The 14,607-nt window shown below is 59.9% G+C and carries 14 protein-coding genes; 8 read left to right on the top strand and 6 right to left on the bottom strand.

The genetic code is table 11. The annotated features are described in order from the left end of the window. Positions 1–23: 23 nt before the first annotated feature. The 6 genes from rng to csrD all read right to left on the bottom strand — a co-directional run bounded on the left by rng (position 24) and on the right by csrD (position 7,228). Positions 24–1,493 carry a ribonuclease G gene (rng, locus tag BHU62_RS11085; protein ID WP_073532058.1) on the bottom strand — a complete coding sequence of 490 codons (1,470 nt, stop codon included), beginning with the start codon at positions 1,491–1,493 and terminating at the stop codon, positions 24–26. Between the two features lie 38 nt (positions 1,494–1,531). Then, positions 1,532–2,116: a Maf family protein gene (locus BHU62_RS11090; protein ID WP_073532059.1), complete on the bottom strand. Its 585-nt coding sequence runs from the start codon at positions 2,114–2,116 to the stop codon at positions 1,532–1,534. Positions 2,117–2,253: 137 nt separating this feature from the next. Further along, complete coding sequence (gene mreD, locus BHU62_RS11095) at positions 2,254–2,742, bottom strand: rod shape-determining protein MreD (RefSeq protein WP_004936918.1); 489 nt, start codon at positions 2,740–2,742, stop codon at positions 2,254–2,256. Continuing rightward, entirely contained in the window at positions 2,739–3,743 is a 1,005-nt protein-coding gene (gene mreC / locus BHU62_RS11100; RefSeq protein WP_073532060.1) for a rod shape-determining protein MreC, read from the bottom strand. Before mreC ends, mreD begins: the two co-directional genes overlap by 4 nt. Positions 3,744–3,837: 94 nt before the next feature. After that, on the bottom strand, positions 3,838–4,881 hold the full coding sequence (gene mreB, locus BHU62_RS11105; RefSeq protein WP_003855260.1) for a rod shape-determining protein MreB: 1,044 nt from the start codon (positions 4,879–4,881) through the stop codon (positions 3,838–3,840). 412 nt (positions 4,882–5,293) lie between these two features. Next, positions 5,294–7,228 carry an RNase E specificity factor CsrD gene (csrD, locus tag BHU62_RS11110; RefSeq protein WP_073532061.1) on the bottom strand — a complete coding sequence of 645 codons (1,935 nt, stop codon included), beginning with the start codon at positions 7,226–7,228 and terminating at the stop codon, positions 5,294–5,296. Positions 7,229–7,432: 204 nt separating this feature from the next. Between csrD and BHU62_RS11115 the strand changes: the two genes are divergently transcribed. From BHU62_RS11115 to panF, 8 genes are all read left to right on the top strand, one after another. Next, positions 7,433–8,410 carry an MDR family oxidoreductase gene (locus tag BHU62_RS11115; RefSeq protein ID WP_073532062.1) on the top strand — a complete coding sequence of 326 codons (978 nt, stop codon included), beginning with the start codon at positions 7,433–7,435 and terminating at the stop codon, positions 8,408–8,410. Positions 8,411–8,566: 156 nt separating this feature from the next. Beyond that, entirely contained in the window at positions 8,567–9,568 is a 1,002-nt protein-coding gene (gene msrP, locus BHU62_RS11120; RefSeq protein WP_073532063.1) for a protein-methionine-sulfoxide reductase catalytic subunit MsrP, read from the top strand. Next, positions 9,569–10,168 (top strand): protein-methionine-sulfoxide reductase heme-binding subunit MsrQ, encoded by a 600-nt coding sequence (gene msrQ / locus BHU62_RS11125; protein ID WP_073532064.1) that lies wholly within the window; start codon positions 9,569–9,571, stop codon positions 10,166–10,168. It begins immediately after the preceding gene. A gap of 287 nt (positions 10,169–10,455) precedes the next feature. Next, the gene (aroQ, locus tag BHU62_RS11130) at positions 10,456–10,908 is read left to right on the top strand and encodes a type II 3-dehydroquinate dehydratase (RefSeq protein WP_004936891.1); all 453 of its coding nucleotides are present in this window, start codon (positions 10,456–10,458) and stop codon (positions 10,906–10,908) included. 33 nt (positions 10,909–10,941) lie between these two features. Then, positions 10,942–11,406, top strand: coding sequence for an acetyl-CoA carboxylase biotin carboxyl carrier protein (gene accB / locus BHU62_RS11135; RefSeq protein ID WP_073532065.1), 465 nt, complete (start codon positions 10,942–10,944; stop codon positions 11,404–11,406). Between the two features lie 12 nt (positions 11,407–11,418). Next, complete coding sequence (gene accC, locus BHU62_RS11140) at positions 11,419–12,768, top strand: acetyl-CoA carboxylase biotin carboxylase subunit (protein WP_073532066.1); 1,350 nt, start codon at positions 11,419–11,421, stop codon at positions 12,766–12,768. A 152-nt stretch (positions 12,769–12,920) separates the two neighbouring features. Beyond that, complete coding sequence (locus BHU62_RS11145; RefSeq protein ID WP_004936865.1) at positions 12,921–13,163, top strand: YhdT family protein; 243 nt, start codon at positions 12,921–12,923, stop codon at positions 13,161–13,163. After that, positions 13,153–14,598, top strand: coding sequence for a sodium/pantothenate symporter (gene panF, locus BHU62_RS11150; RefSeq protein ID WP_073532067.1), 1,446 nt, complete (start codon positions 13,153–13,155; stop codon positions 14,596–14,598). Before BHU62_RS11145 ends, panF begins: the two co-directional genes overlap by 11 nt. Positions 14,599–14,607: the final 9 nt, after the last annotated feature.

Raw genomic sequence — 14,607 nt, forward strand, 5'->3', positions numbered from 1 at the left:
GGCCCTTACCGATGTCGGGCGGGTTACATCATGACGACGTCGAACTGCTCCTGGCTGTACAACGGTTCGATCTGCACCTTCACCTGTTTGCCGACGAAGATCTCCACTTCGGCCAGCGCATGCGACTCCTCGCTCTTCAGCGCTTCGCCGACCGCCGCGGAGGCGTACACCAGGAAACGATCGGAGTCGTAGGCATGATGCACGCGCACAATCTCGCGCAGGATCTCGTAGCACACGGTTTCCACCGTTTTCACGGTGCCGCGCCCATTGCAAGTAGGACAATCATGACAGAGCACATGTTCAATGCTTTCACGCGTCCGTTTACGCGTCATTTCAACTAAGCCTAGCTGAGAGAAGCCGTTGATCGTGGTTTTTACCCGATCTTTACTCAGCGCCTGCTCCAGTGAATGCAGCACCCGGCGGCGATGCTCTTCGTTGTTCATATCGATAAAATCGATGATGATGATGCCGCCCAGATTGCGCAACCGCAGCTGGCGGGCAATGGCCTGCGTCGCCTCGATGTTGGTATTGAAGATGGTTTCATCGAGGTTGCGATGGCCGACAAAGGCGCCGGTGTTGATGTCGACGGTGGTCATCGCCTCGGTCTGATCGATGATCAGGTAGCCGCCTGACTTCAGCTCTACCTTGCGCTCCAACGCACGCTGGATCTCGTTTTCCACATCGTACAGATCGAAAATCGGCTGGCTGCCGGTATAGAGCTCGAGCTTGTTGGTGATGTCCGGGATGTACTCGCCGGTAAACTCCACCAACAGGTCGTGCGTCAACCGCGAATCGACACGGATGCGATCCAACGCCGCGCCGGCGAAATCGCGCAAGATGCGCTGCGCCAGCGCCAGCTCGCCGTACAGTTTATATTTGGTCTGGTTGCGCTTCTTGCGCTCCATCACCTTGGTCCACAGGCGCTTGAGGAACGCGGCGTCCTGCGCCAACTCTTCCTCGCCGATACCTTCCGCCGCGGTGCGGATGATAAAACCGCCCAGTTCGTCGCAGTGCGGCGCGACGCTCGCCTTCAGGCGCTCGCGTTCGGCTTCGCTTTCAATGCGCTGTGAAACGCCGACGTGCGCCGCGCCCGGCATGAAGACCAGGTAGCGCGAAGGCAGCGTGATGTCGGTGGTCAGACGCGCGCCCTTGGTGCCGAGCGGATCTTTCACCACCTGCACCATCAGATCTTGCCCCTGACGCACCAGCTCGGCGATGTCGCGCACGTGGAAGTTTTTCCGCTCGTCGCCGGCGACGCATTCGGTATGCGGCATGATGTCGGAGGCGTGCAGGAAGGCGGCCTTGTCGAGGCCGATGTCGACGAACGCCGCCTGCATCCCCGGCAGGACGCGGCTGACGCGCCCTTTATAGATATTGCCGACGATGCCGCGTTTGGATTCGCGTTCGATATGAATCTCTTGCAGGATGCCGCCATCGATATAGGCGACCCGCGTTTCAGACGGTGTGATATTAACCAGTAGCTCAGCTGTCATGCCTTCTCCTCAGAGCCGGTCGATAATGGCAGCGCCCATCAACCGGTTCTTACATCACGTAATGCGACAAAATTACTGAGCAGCTCATGTGTTTCGACCAGCGGCAAGCCCACCACCGCGTGATAACTCCCGGTTATCGTCCTGACGAAACAACCACCCTTTCCTTGAATTCCATAGGCGCCCGCCTTATCCATCGGTTCGCCCGTGGCAATATAGTCGCGGATATCCTGTTGCGACAGGCTGCGGAACGTCACGTCGGTCACCACCAGCTGGCAGCGCACGTCATGGCGATCGGCGATCGCCACCGCTGTCATCACCTGGTGCTGCTTGCCCGACAGGGCCGCCAGCATCTGCGCCGCATGGGCTTCGTCGTGCGGCTTCTCCAGCACCCGGCCGTTGAGCACCACGATGGTATCGGCGCCCAGCACCGGCCGGTCTTCCGGCGCCAGCGCCACGCCCGCTTTGGCCTTGTCCTGCGCCAGACGGCGCACGTAGGCTTCGGCGGCTTCACCTTCCCGGCGTTGCTCTTCGGTATGCGTCAGCAGAATATCGAACGGCACGCCCAACAGCGTCAGCAGTTCACGTCGACGTGGGGAGCCGGAGGCCAGATAAAGCGAAGTCATTGATATACCTTTCATATTTCAAGCTGCAGCGGCGTTGGCTGCCCTCAATCAACCCAGTCACTTGGTAACCCAAGCTCCTGGGTATTCACTCGGTTGCCGCCTTGCTGCAACTCCAAATCTTGCGGGTATAAATACCCTTACTGTACGGCGAACTGACGGCGGATTTTGCGCATCAACAGGAATAACCACGGCCACAAAATGCCGTTTACCACACTACTCCAGAACACCTCTGGGCGGAAAGAGACGTTGATCACTAAAAACTCAGCCCAGAACACCACCACGTCCATCGACAGCGACAGCAGCACGACGATCAGCGCCTGTTGCCACAGCGCCATATTGCGGAACAGTTGGAATTTGAACGCCACCAGGTAGGCGATGATGCCCAGCGCCAGCGCACGCACGCCCAGCGTGGAGCCAAGGATCAGATCCATGATCAGCCCCAGCACGAAGCCGGTGCCGACGTTGACCCGGTGCGGCAAGGCCATCACCCAGTAGATCAGGATCAACACCAGCCAGGATGGCCGAAACATGTAGATTTGCTCCGGCCACGGCATGATTTGCAGCACCAGCGCCACCAGGAACGACAGCCAGATGATCCAGCGCCCGTGGCTGCGGTAGCTGTTCATTGCACCACTCCCGCCGCAGCCGGCTGAGGTTGGGGCTGTGCGGGCGCAACGCCGGTGGCCGGCGCAGGCAGCTGCGGCCCGACCGAACCGGCAGGCGGCAGCACCTGCGGCATCATCTGCATCAGGCGTTCATTGGCCACGCGGTGCACTTCGTCCGGCGGCAGCGGCATGTCGCCGTTGCGATCGGCGCCCCACAGCAGCAGCAGGTAGCGCAAGCGCTGCAGACCGGCGGTCGGCCGCGCCTGAATCACGGTGTAAGCGCGCTGGTTGTCGACCTTGACCGAGGAGACCACCGCCACCGGATAGCCTTCCGGGAAGCGGCCTCCCAAGCCGGAGGTGACCAACACGTCGCCAACGCGAATATCGGTGTTGTTCGGCAGGTGCTCCAGCTGCAGATCGTCGGCACAGCCGCTGCCTGCGGCGATCACCCGAATATCGTTGCGCAGCACCTGTATCGGCAGCGCGTGCGAGGCATCGCAGATCAGCAGCACGCGGCTGGTGACCTTCGCCACCGCCACCACCTGGCCGACCACGCCCTTGTCGCTGATCACCGGCTGGCCTTCATAGACGCCGTTGTCCGAGCCTTTGTCGATCACCACCTGATCGCTGTAAGGATCGGAACCGGTGGAGATCACCTGGGTGACCATCTTGTGTTCGTCCTGGCGCAGCGGGGAACCCAGCAGCTCGCGCAAGCGGGCGTTTTCCTGCTTGAATTGGCCAAGAAGAAGAATATCGCTGTTTTTCAGCAGCAGTTCCTGCCGCAGAGCTCGGTTTTCCAGCTCCAGCTGTTGGCGGGTGGCCAGCGTTTCCGACACGCTGTCCAAAACTTTACGCGGCCCGTTGGCCAGAAAATAGAAAGGGCTGACTGCGGTGTCCATGTAGTTGCGTATCTTCACGAACGTGCCGAGCCGGCTGTCGGCAACGATCAGGCCAATGGCCGCGATCACCGCCAAAAAAAGTCGCAGTTGCAGGGAGGGCCCCCTGCTAAAAATCGGCTTCATAAATTATGCGAGTTCCTCGACAACAGAAAGAGGAACCGTACCCGATTTTCGCTGTGCGCATTCATCCGATACGATTCCTCCTTCCAGGGGCTGACTATTCTTCGCTGAACAAATCGCCGCCGTGCATGTCGATCATTTCCAACGCCTTGCCGCCGCCGCGCGCCACGCAGGTCAGCGGATCTTCCGCCACCACGACCGGGATGCCGGTTTCTTCCATCAGCAGGCGATCGAGGTTGCGCAGCAGCGCGCCGCCACCGGTCAATACCATGCCGCGTTCGGAAATGTCGGAGGCCAATTCTGGCGGGCACTGCTCCAGCGCCACCATCACCGCGCTGACGATGCCGGTCAGCGGCTCTTGCAGGGCTTCGAGGATTTCATTGGAGTTCAGGGTGAAGCCGCGCGGTACGCCTTCAGCCAGGTTACGGCCGCGTACTTCGATTTCGCGCACTTCGTCGCCCGGATAGGCAGAACCGATTTCGTGCTTGATGCGCTCGGCGGTCGCTTCGCCGATCAGCGAGCCGTAGTTGCGGCGCACGTAATTGATGATGGCTTCATCGAAGCGGTCGCCGCCGATGCGTACGGAAGAGGAGTAAACCACGCCGTTCAGCGAGATCACCGCCACTTCGGTGGTACCACCACCGATATCCACGACCATGGAGCCGGTTGCTTCGGACACCGGCAGACCTGCGCCGATCGCCGCCGCCATCGGCTCTTCAATCAGGAACACTTCACGCGCGCCGGCCCCTTGGGCGGACTCGCGGATAGCGCGGCGCTCAACCTGGGTGGCGCCGACCGGCACACAGACCAGCACGCGCGGGCTTGGGCGCATAAAGCTGTTGCTGTGAACCTGTTTGATAAAGTGCTGCAGCATTTTTTCAGTCACGAAGAAGTCGGCGATCACGCCGTCTTTCATCGGGCGAATAGCCGCGATGTTGCCGGGGGTGCGGCCCAGCATCTGTTTGGCGTCATGACCGACGGCCGCTACGCTCTTTGGGGAGCCGGCACGATCCTGGCGAATGGCAACCACCGAAGGTTCATTCAGTACGATGCCTTGCCCTTTAACATAAATCAGGGTATTGGCGGTACCCAAGTCGATGGACAAGTCGTTGGAAAACATGCCACGAAATTTCTTAAACATAACGAAAGGATAATCCTGCAAGCTGGGGGCGGAAAATAAAATCCGCCTACTTTACCAACCACACGAAGCAGCGACAAGGCGCAAAAACGTTCTACTTCGGTGAAAAATAGTCTGTATTGTTTCTGCTCGAATGCACGGAAATTGGATGAGGCCTGAATTCCCTGAACAAAGGCTCAGTTTACCACCCTGCCAACGCACGAAACGGCGTAACACAGCTCATAAAATCTAACATATTCCCTGATTGCCGCCGGTGGTAAGCGCCTACCAACGTTAACCGGGAAAAGGCTGACAAGAGCCTATCTCAAATAGGCGTCGTTGTCGCAGGCAGTTTGGAAAAAACTCCAAAATGACGGGTAACATGGCCCAGATGGATCGACGCTCATTCTACGTCAATTTTTGCCCGGCAATCAGCTTAAACGCGATAACGGCGTGAATATTTTTTACGCCCCGCGTCGATCGGCTCCGGCGACGCGAAAAAGTCGCCCTGCCCGCCGAGGATCCCACGCTCTTTCAGCGTCTGCCATTCATTGCGCGTGCGCACGCCGGCGGCGAACACCTGAGCGCGCGTGCCCGCACAGGCGCCGGTCAGGCTCTGCACGAACAGCTGATTCTCGTCCCGCTTATCGATACTCCGCACCAACCCCGGGTGGAGCTTGACGATCTCCACCTGCAACGACTTGATATAGGACGTACTGACCACGGTTAACCCTGCTTTGGACACCGCAAGACGGCAACCCAGCCCTGACAACAGCCTCAGCACCGGACGCAAACGGTCGATATGTTGACACACATCTGCCTCCGCAAGTTCAATCAGAATTCGCCGGCGCTGACTTTTTTCGCACTGCAACAGCGTGTCGCGCAACCAACGCTGGAAAGAGCGCTGCAAAATCGAATCCACGCACAGCGGGAACGCCAGGGTTTCCTCAGGCCACAGCGCCAACAGGGGGATGATGCGACTCACCTGTTGACGATCGTAACTCTCCGCCAGCCCCAACTGCTGCACCAGCGGCATATACTCCGACGGCAACAATTCCTGAACGCCGTCATAGATCCGGCTCATGATCTCGCGGTGGTGCACCTCGCCTTCCACGGTCACCGCCGGTTTCTGATACAGCCGCGGGCCGCCGCGCGCCAGCACCTGTTCCAGCAGCGTGCGCCACTTGACGCTGCCGCGCCCTTTTTCCGGCACCTGGCTGTCGTACACATACCAACCGTTTTCGCCCTGCAGCGTGGCGTGGCGCGTCGCCTGCTCCGCATAGTCGATCACCTGCTCAGTGGTTTGGCCGCTGCGGTACGCCACAATGCCGATGTGCAGGAAGGCCTCACGGTCGATCAGCGCGGTGGAAGGCAGGGCATCGATGGCGTTGACCAGCTGTGAAGCGATGCCGTCGGCCTCTTTCAGGGTGCGATGCGGCAACAACACGGTGAAATCGCTGTGGAAATAGCGCGCCAGCAGCGCCGACGGATAACGCATCACGAAGGTGGAAAGCAAGTTGACCAGCGAATACATCAGCTCTTGCACCGCCGCGCTGCCGTGTGTGTCACGCAGGGTGTCGAAATCGGGGAGCCGCACCATCATCACGATGCCGTGCGAACCTTCGTCTTCCAACTGAGTGGTCAGTTGGTTATCGAAGAACAAACGGTTGTTCAGGCCGGTTTTGGCATCCTGCGCAGCGAAAGCGCGGATCAACGTATCGACCCGGCTGCGTTCCTCCCGCGCTTCCGCCAGATCGGCCAGCAAACGATCGAGCGCGCCGCTGACGTTGGCCGGCCATTCGCGCACGTCGCCCTGCATGACGTTTTCGCGTTCGCCGTTCAAAATGCGCCGCGCGCGGCGCTCCAGGCGATCTTCCCCATCGGCCTGTTCACGCAGCCAACGCAGGCTGAACAACAGGATCACCACCATCACGACGATCGACAGCGTCACAGCGGCGGTGGATTGCAGCGTGCGCACATCGCTGGCGAAGGGATCGAGGTAAGTAATGTATAAAATGCTGCCCGGATGCTGCAGCAGCGGCCGCGAGACCTGCCGGTAGCCGTTCAGCGCATCCCAGGGCACTTTTTTTACCGTCGGCAATTTATAGTCGAGGAGCTTGCTGGTGCCGGCTTCTACGCTGATCGACACGATGCCGAGCGGGCGCATGACGATCGGCAGCCATTTTTCCTGATCGTGCGGCGATTCGCGCAGCATGGATTGATCGAGCGAGGTGACCAGCGAATCAAAGCGGCGCTCCTGACGATCCTGGGTGACGTAAAAGAAGCTGTATGAGCACCCCATCAGCATCAAAAACATCGCCAGCGCGACCAACAGAGTGATCAATGCAGAGAGTTTGGTGGTAAATCGCATCCCTGTGCCTTGTCCGCTATGGTTAAGTGAAAGTTCACCCTTTAGTTAAAAGGGGCCGTCGAACCCTAACAAGCCTTGCCGAGGAAAAAAACCGGCAAGCGCCATTTTTGTCCTTTATCAGGGCCTGAGCCGCTTATTATGCATATAGTCAGATAAATGTGATTCAGCCATTGATAGAAAAGTGTAAACGAGAGGAAGAGTGACATGCGTGCACTGTTATTGGAACAACAAGACGACCAAACTCTGGCTCATATCAAAGATATCAGCAGCGATCGGTTGCCGGAAGGCGATGTCACCGTCGACATCAACTGGTCCAGCCTTAACTACAAGGATGCGCTGGCGATCACCGGCAAAGGCAAGATCGTGCGCAACTTCCCGATGGTGCCGGGCATCGACTTCGCCGGCACCGTGCGCCACAGCCGCGACGACCGCTTTAAAGCAGGGCAAAGCGTGGTGCTCACCGGCTGGGGCGTGGGCGAACACCATTGGGGCGGGCTGGCAGAACAGGCGCGCGTTTCCGGCGAGTGGCTGGTGCCGCTGCCGAACGGCCTGGATGAGCGCAAGGCCATGATCATCGGTACCGCCGGCTTCACCGCCATGCTGTGCGTAATGGCGCTGGAGGAAGGCGGCGTGCATCCGGACGACGGCGATATTCTGGTCACCGGCGCCAGCGGCGGCGTGGGCAGTACCGCCATCGCCCTGCTGGCGGCGCTGGGGTATCGGGTAACCGCCATCAGCGGCCGCGACAGCAATACCGAGTACCTGAAAGCGCTCGGCGCCAAAGAGGTGATGTCGCGCGATGGGTATATCGAAACGCCGCGCCCGCTGGAGAAACAGCTGTGGGCCGGCGCGGTGGACACCGTCGGCGACAAACTGCTGGCGCGGGTGCTGGCGCAGATGAACTATAACGGCACCGTCGCCGCCTGCGGCCTGGCGGGCGGCTATCAGCTGCCGACCACCGTGATGCCGTTCATTCTGCGCAACGTGCGCCTGCAGGGGGTAGATTCGGTGCACACGCCGCTGCATCGCCGCCAAACCGCCTGGGAACGGCTGGCCGGTATTCTGCCGGACAGCTTCTACCAGCAGGCCACGCACGAAATCCCCCTCGAGCAGGCGCCGGCCGCCGCCGCCGCGCTGTTGAACAACCAAATCACCGGTCGCACCCTGGTGAAAATCCGCTGACGTTCGCCCCCCGGCAACGGGGGGATCGCCCGCTCTGCGAAATTTCATATTTTCCCGCGCCCCCTCGCTTCCGACCGGCTTTAGCGCCATGCTTATTTCATAGATACCCGTTAGCTGCTCGCCGGGCGGCGGGAATCCGTCGCAGAGGACATAAGCATGAACAAACACCCCAAGTTGACCGAGGCCGACGTCACGCCGGAGAGCGTGTTCCACCAGCGGCGCAAGGTGCTGCAGGCGCTCGGCATCACCGCCGCTTCACTGGCGCTGCCCACCGGCGCGCGGGCGGATCTGCTGTCGTGGTTCAAGGGCAACGATCGCCCCAAGGCCCCGCCGGGCAAAGCGCTGACATTCAGCAAACCGGCCGCCTGGCAGGCTCAACTGGCGATGACGCCGGAAGACAAGGTCACCGGTTACAACAACTTCTATGAGTTCGGCCTCGACAAGGCCGACCCGGCCGCCAACGCCGGCGGCTTGAAGACTGAAGGCTGGAAAGTGCGTATCGACGGCGAAGTGGCAAAACCGATGACGCTGGATATCGACGATCTGATGAAGCGTTTCCCGCTGGAACAACGCATTTACCGCATGCGCTGCGTCGAGGCCTGGTCGATGGTGGTGCCGTGGATCGGCTTCGCGCTCAGCAAGCTGCTCAAGCTGGCCGAACCGAACAGCAACGCGCGCTATGTGGCCTTCCAGACGCTGTACGATCCGGAGCAGATGCCCGGCCAGAAAGATCGCTTTATCGGCGGCGGCCTGAAATATCCCTACGTCGAAGGGCTGCGTCTGGACGAGGCAATGCACCCGTTGGCGCTGCTGACTGTCGGCGTGTACGGCAAAACCCTGCCGCCGCAAAACGGCGCGCCGCTGCGGCTGATCACGCCGTGGAAATACGGCTTCAAAGGCATCAAATCGATCGTGCATATCCGTTTGGTACGCGATCAGCCGCCGACCACCTGGAACCTCTCTGCGCCAAACGAATACGGGTTTTACGCCAACGTGAATCCGCACGTCGATCATCCGCGCTGGTCACAGGCCACCGAGCGATTCATCGGCTCCGGCGGCATTCTCGACGTCAAACGCCAACCAACGCTGCTGTTCAACGGCTATGCCGATCAGGTGGCGTCGCTGTATCGCGGCCTGGATCTGCGGGAGAATTTCTAAGTGCGCCTGACGCCTGTTCATATCAAATGGCTGAAAGCCGCCCTGCATCTGGCGGCGTTTCTGCCCTTTCTCTGGTTGCTGCTGGCGGTGGATCAAGGCTGGTTCAGCGCCGATCCGGCCAAGGACATCCAGCACTTTACCGGCAGAATGACGCTAAAACTGCTGCTGGCCACGCTGATGATCGCCCCGCTGGCGCGCTACGCCCGCCAGCCGCTGCTGATCCGCTGCCGCCGCCTGGTGGGGCTGTGGTGCTTTGCCTGGGGTACGCTGCACCTGATAAGCTACTCCACGCTGGAACTGGGGCTGAGCAATCTCGGCCTGCTGGGCAGCGAGTTGGTAAACCGGCCCTATCTGACGCTCGGCATCCTTACCTGGCTGATCCTGCTGGCGCTGGCGGCCACCTCGACGCTGTGGGCGATGCGCAAACTGGGCGCCAAATGGCAAACCTTGCATAACTTCGTCTATCTGGCGGCGATCCTCGCACCCATCCACTATTTGTGGTCGGTCAAAACATTCTCGCCGCAGCCGTTCATTTATGCGCTGGTGGCGGTGGCGCTGTTGGGGCTGCGTTACAAGAAATTCCGCGCCTGGTGGCGCTGAAGCGCGGGCCGGCACGCGTCATTGCCGTTGAAAAACGCGTGCCGCCGGCGGGAACTTTTTCTGTGTTCCAGCGCTCATATTCCTGTCACGGATCCCCCAGATCGTCGATTTGGGGTTGAATATCTTCGCTGATAAGACCAGTATTTAGCTGCGAATTGCTACGATATCGTTATAATGCCCGACCTTGTTTCTGTTCTCAGGGTGAATTTTCCCCTTAACAGGTGACAAATCGGTAACATCGGGTTATTTTCTACGATGATGGTTTTATTGCCGGAGATACCAGCACAATGGCGGATAAGTTTCACATTTTGCTTCTGAACGGCCCCAATCTCAATCTGCTGGGGACGCGTGAGCCGGAGAAGTACGGCAGCACGACGCTGACAGAGATTGTTAACGGATTGGAAAACCAGGCATCCGCATTGGATATTACCCTGAGCCATCTGCAGTCCAACGCCGAGCATCAGCTGATCGATCGCATCCATCAGGCGCGCGGCAATACCGATTTCATTCTGATAAACCCGGCGGCGTTCACGCACACCAGCGTGGCGCTGCGCGATGCGTTGCTGGCGGTGCAGATCCCGTTTATCGAGATCCACCTGTCCAACGTGCATGCCCGCGAACCTTTCCGCCATCACTCTTACCTCTCAGACGTAGCGGTAGGCGTGATTTGCGGCCTCGGCGCGGATGGCTACGCTTTCGCTTTACAGGCAGCGGTTAACCGTCTGTCGAAAACCCACTAATTGCTCCACAAAATAGAGTACGGAATCACACTCATGGATATTCGTAAAATCAAGAAACTGATCGAACTGGTTGAAGAATCAGGCATTTCTGAACTGGAAATCTCTGAAGGCGAAGAATCGGTTCGCATCAGCCGTGCCGCACCGGCGCAGGCTTATCCCGTCATGCAACAGGCATACGCGATGCCGGCACAGCAGCCTGCCCTGGCTACCGCCGTTGCCAGCGCGCCTGCCGCAGAAGCTTCTGCAGCACCGGCGGCCATGAGTGGCCACGTCGTTCGTTCTCCAATGGTAGGCACCTTCTACCGCACCCCAAGCCCGGACGCGAAAGCCTTCGTGGAAGTGGGCCAGAAAGTGAACGCCGGCGACACCCTGTGCATCGTTGAAGCCATGAAAATGATGAACCAGATCGAAGCGGACAAGTCCGGCGTCGTGAAAGCCATCCTGGTGGAAAACGGCCAGCCGGTCGAATATGACGAGCCGCTGGTCGTCATCGAATAACGAGGCGCCCCCATGCTTGATAAAATTGTTATCGCCAACCGCGGCGAGATCGCGCTTCGCATCCTGCGTGCCTGTAAAGAACTGGGCATCAAGACCGTTGCGGTTCACTCCGCGGCCGACCGCGATCTGAAACACGTACTGCTGGCAGACGAGACCGTCTGCATCGGCCCTGCGCCATCGGTAAAAAGCTACCTGAACATCCCGGCCATCATCTCTGCGGCAGAAATCACCGGCGCAGTAGCGATCCACCCGGGCTACGGCTTCCTGTCCGAAAACGCCGACTTCGCCGAGCAGGTTGAACGCTCCGGTTTCATCTTCATCGGCCCGAAAGCCGAAACCATCCGCCTGATGGGCGACAAGGTTTCCGCGATCAACGCCATGAAGAAAGCCGGCGTGCCATGCGTACCTGGCTCCGACGGCCCGCTGACCGAAGACATGGATAAAAACCGTGCCTTCGCCAAGCGCATCGGTTATCCGGTGATCATCAAGGCTTCCGGCGGCGGCGGCGGCCGCGGCATGCGCGTCGTGCGCAGCGACAAAGACCTTGAGCAGTCCATCAACATGACGAAAGCGGAAGCCAAAGCGGCTTTCAACAACGACATGGTGTACATGGAAAAATTCCTGGAGAATCCGCGTCACATCGAGATTCAGGTATTGGCCGACGGCCAGGGCAACGCCATCTATCTGGCCGAGCGCGACTGCTCCATGCAGCGCCGCCACCAGAAAGTGGTCGAAGAAGCGCCGGCGCCGGGCATCACCAGCGAAATGCGCCGCTACATCGGCGAGCGCTGCTCGAAAGCCTGTGTGGAAATCGGCTACCGCGGCGCGGGCACCTTCGAATTCCTGTATGAAAACGGCGAGTTCTATTTCATCGAAATGAACACCCGTATTCAGGTGGAACACCCGGTTACCGAAATGATCACCGGCGTGGATCTGATCAAAGAGCAGCTGCGTATCGCTGCCGGTCAGCCGCTGTCGATCAAACAGGAAGAAGTGAAGATCCACGGCCACGCGGTAGAATGCCGTATCAACGCCGAAGATCCGAACACCTTCCTGCCGAGCCCAGGCAAGATCACCCGCTTCCACGCGCCAGGCGGTTTCGGCGTGCGTTGGGAATCTCATATCTACGCCGGTTATACCGTACCGCCGTACTATGACTCCATGATCGGCAAACTGATCACCTTCGGCGAAAACCGTGACGTGGCCATTGCCCGCATGAAAAACGCCCTGGCTGAACTGATCATCGACGGCATCAAAACCAACGTTGAGCTGCAGCAGAAGATCATGAGCGACGAAAACTTCCAGCACGGTGGCACCAACATCCACTATCTGGAGAAGAAGCTGGGTCTGCAGGAAACCTAAGGCAGGCACGCAGCATCGTCTGATGAAAGGCCGGTTAATCACCGGCCTTTTTCTTTTGTGCTGCCGCCAGTAACGGCTTGGCAAAACGCCGTCATGCCGTAAAATTCCCTACCTTTGATGAATCCATCACCGTAAACCTATGGGAGACACGGATGGACAAACGTTTTATCCAGGCGCACCGCGAAGCGCGCTGGGCGCTGGGGCTGACGCTGCTCTACCTGCTGGCCTGGGGGCTGGCGGCCTACCTGCCGGACAGCGCTATCGGCGTCACCGGCCTGCCGCACTGGTTCGAAATGGCCTGCCTGCTGGTGCCACTGCTGTTCATCGGCCTGTGCTGGCTGATGGTGCGCACGGTGTTCCGCGACATTTCGCTGGAGGATCGCGATGCAAACTGAAGTGATCGTGCCGCTGGTCGCCTACCTGCTGCTGGTGTTCGGCCTGTCGGTGTACGCCTATCGCCGCCGCCAGAACGGGAATTTCCTCAGTGAATACTTCCTCGGCAACCGCTCGATGGGCGGCTTTGTGCTGGCGATGACCCTGACCGCCACCTACATCAGCGCCAGTTCGTTTATCGGCGGGCCCGGCGCCGCCTACAAATACGGCCTGGGTTGGGTGCTGCTGGCGATGATCCAACTGCCGGCGGTGTGGCTGTCGCTCGGCGTGCTGGGCAAGAAATTCGCCATCCTGGCGCGGCGCTACAACGCCATCACCCTCAATGACATGCTGTATGGCCGCTACCAGAGCCGCCTGCTGGTGTGGCTGGCCAGCCTCAGCCTGCTGGTGGCGTTCCTCGGCGCCATGACGGTGCAGTTTATCGGCGGCGCCCGCTTGCTGGAAACCGCCGCCGGTATCCCCTACGACACCGGCCTGCTGATCTTCGGCATCAGCATCGCGCTGTACACCGCCTTCGGCGGCTTCCGCGCCAGCGTGCTGAACGACGCCATGCAGGGGCTGGTGATGCTGCTCGGCACCGTACTGCTGCTGGTAGCGGTGATCCACGCCGCTGGCGGACTGGACAGCGCGGTGAGCAAGCTGCAGCAGATCGATCCGGCGCTGGTGTCGCCGCAGGGCGGCGATCAGATCCTCAGCCTGCCGTTTATGGCGTCGTTCTGGATCCTGGTGTGCTTCGGGGTGATCGGCCTGCCGCACACCGCCGTGCGCTGCATCTCCTACAAAGACAGCAAAGCGGTGCATCGCGGCATTCTGCTCGGCACCGTGGTGGTGGCGGTGCTGATGTTCGGCATGCACCTGGCCGGCGCGCTCGGCCGCGCGGTGTTGCCGGATCTCAAGATCCCCGATCAGGTGATCCCGACGCTGATGATCACCGTGCTGCCGCCTTACGCCGCCGGCATCTTTTTGGCGGCACCGATGGCGGCGATCATGTCGACCATCAACGCCCAACTGCTGCAATCCTCCGCCACCATCGTCAAGGATCTTTACCTTGGCGTGCGGCCGCAGCAGATCCACAACGAGCGCTTGATCAAGCGCTTCTCCAGCCTGACCACGCTGATCCTTGGCCTGCTGGTGCTGCTGGCGGCCTGGCGGCCGCCGGAGATGATCATCTGGCTTAACCTGCTGGCTTTCGGCGGACTGGAGGCGGTGTTCCTGTGGCCGCTGGTGCTGGGCCTGTACTGGGAGCGCGCCAATGCTCAGGGAGCGCTTAGCTCAATGGCGTCGGGTGCGGTATGCTATACGCTATTGGCCAGCTTCAACCTGCAACCGGCAGGGCTGCATCCTATCGTGCCTTCGCTGTTGCTCAGCCTGTTGGCGTTTTATCTCGGTAACGTCGTCGGCGAAAAGCGTCGGGCGGCGTCATCATTACCCTCTTGAAGAGAATTG

Origin of the sequence: Serratia marcescens (genome assembly GCF_001902635.1) — a bacterium.
GTDB classification, from domain to species: domain Bacteria; phylum Pseudomonadota; class Gammaproteobacteria; order Enterobacterales; family Enterobacteriaceae; genus Serratia; species Serratia marcescens_F.